General features: G+C 58.7%; 1 pseudogene. It reads left to right on the top strand.

The features are described from left to right. Positions 1 to 312 (top strand): annotated as a pseudogene (locus tag KDM89_RS21265) (hypothetical protein); the annotation flags it as partial.

The raw sequence follows: 312 nt of genomic DNA, 5'->3' as shown, positions 1-312 counted from the left end.
ACATATCAATGGACGTGCGTTGGATCAGGATGGCTGGGACAGGCTGCAACGCGGGCCTTTACCGCTGTACGCCGCGTACCGCAATGCCGCGCAACTGGCACAGCAAAGCCCGACCCGGCAGCAATTGTTTTTGTATGCGAGCTGGCAGGACGCACTTATTTCACACCTCGACCTCAGCGCCATGCTGAACCGCGACCGGCAAGACGCCAGCAAACGCCTGTGGCTGGAAGCCCGTTATCACCAGGGCAAACTGGACGTCGCCCTGCAATGGCAAAAAAACAGTGGCAGCGCCTTGAGTCAATATGGCGCGAT

Origin of the sequence: Cognatundibacterium luofuense (assembly GCF_018139685.1) — a bacterium.
In the GTDB taxonomy this organism is placed as follows: domain Bacteria; phylum Pseudomonadota; class Gammaproteobacteria; order Burkholderiales; family Burkholderiaceae_D; genus Undibacterium; species Undibacterium luofuense.
This window is presented reverse-complemented; position numbering and strand designations above follow the sequence as displayed.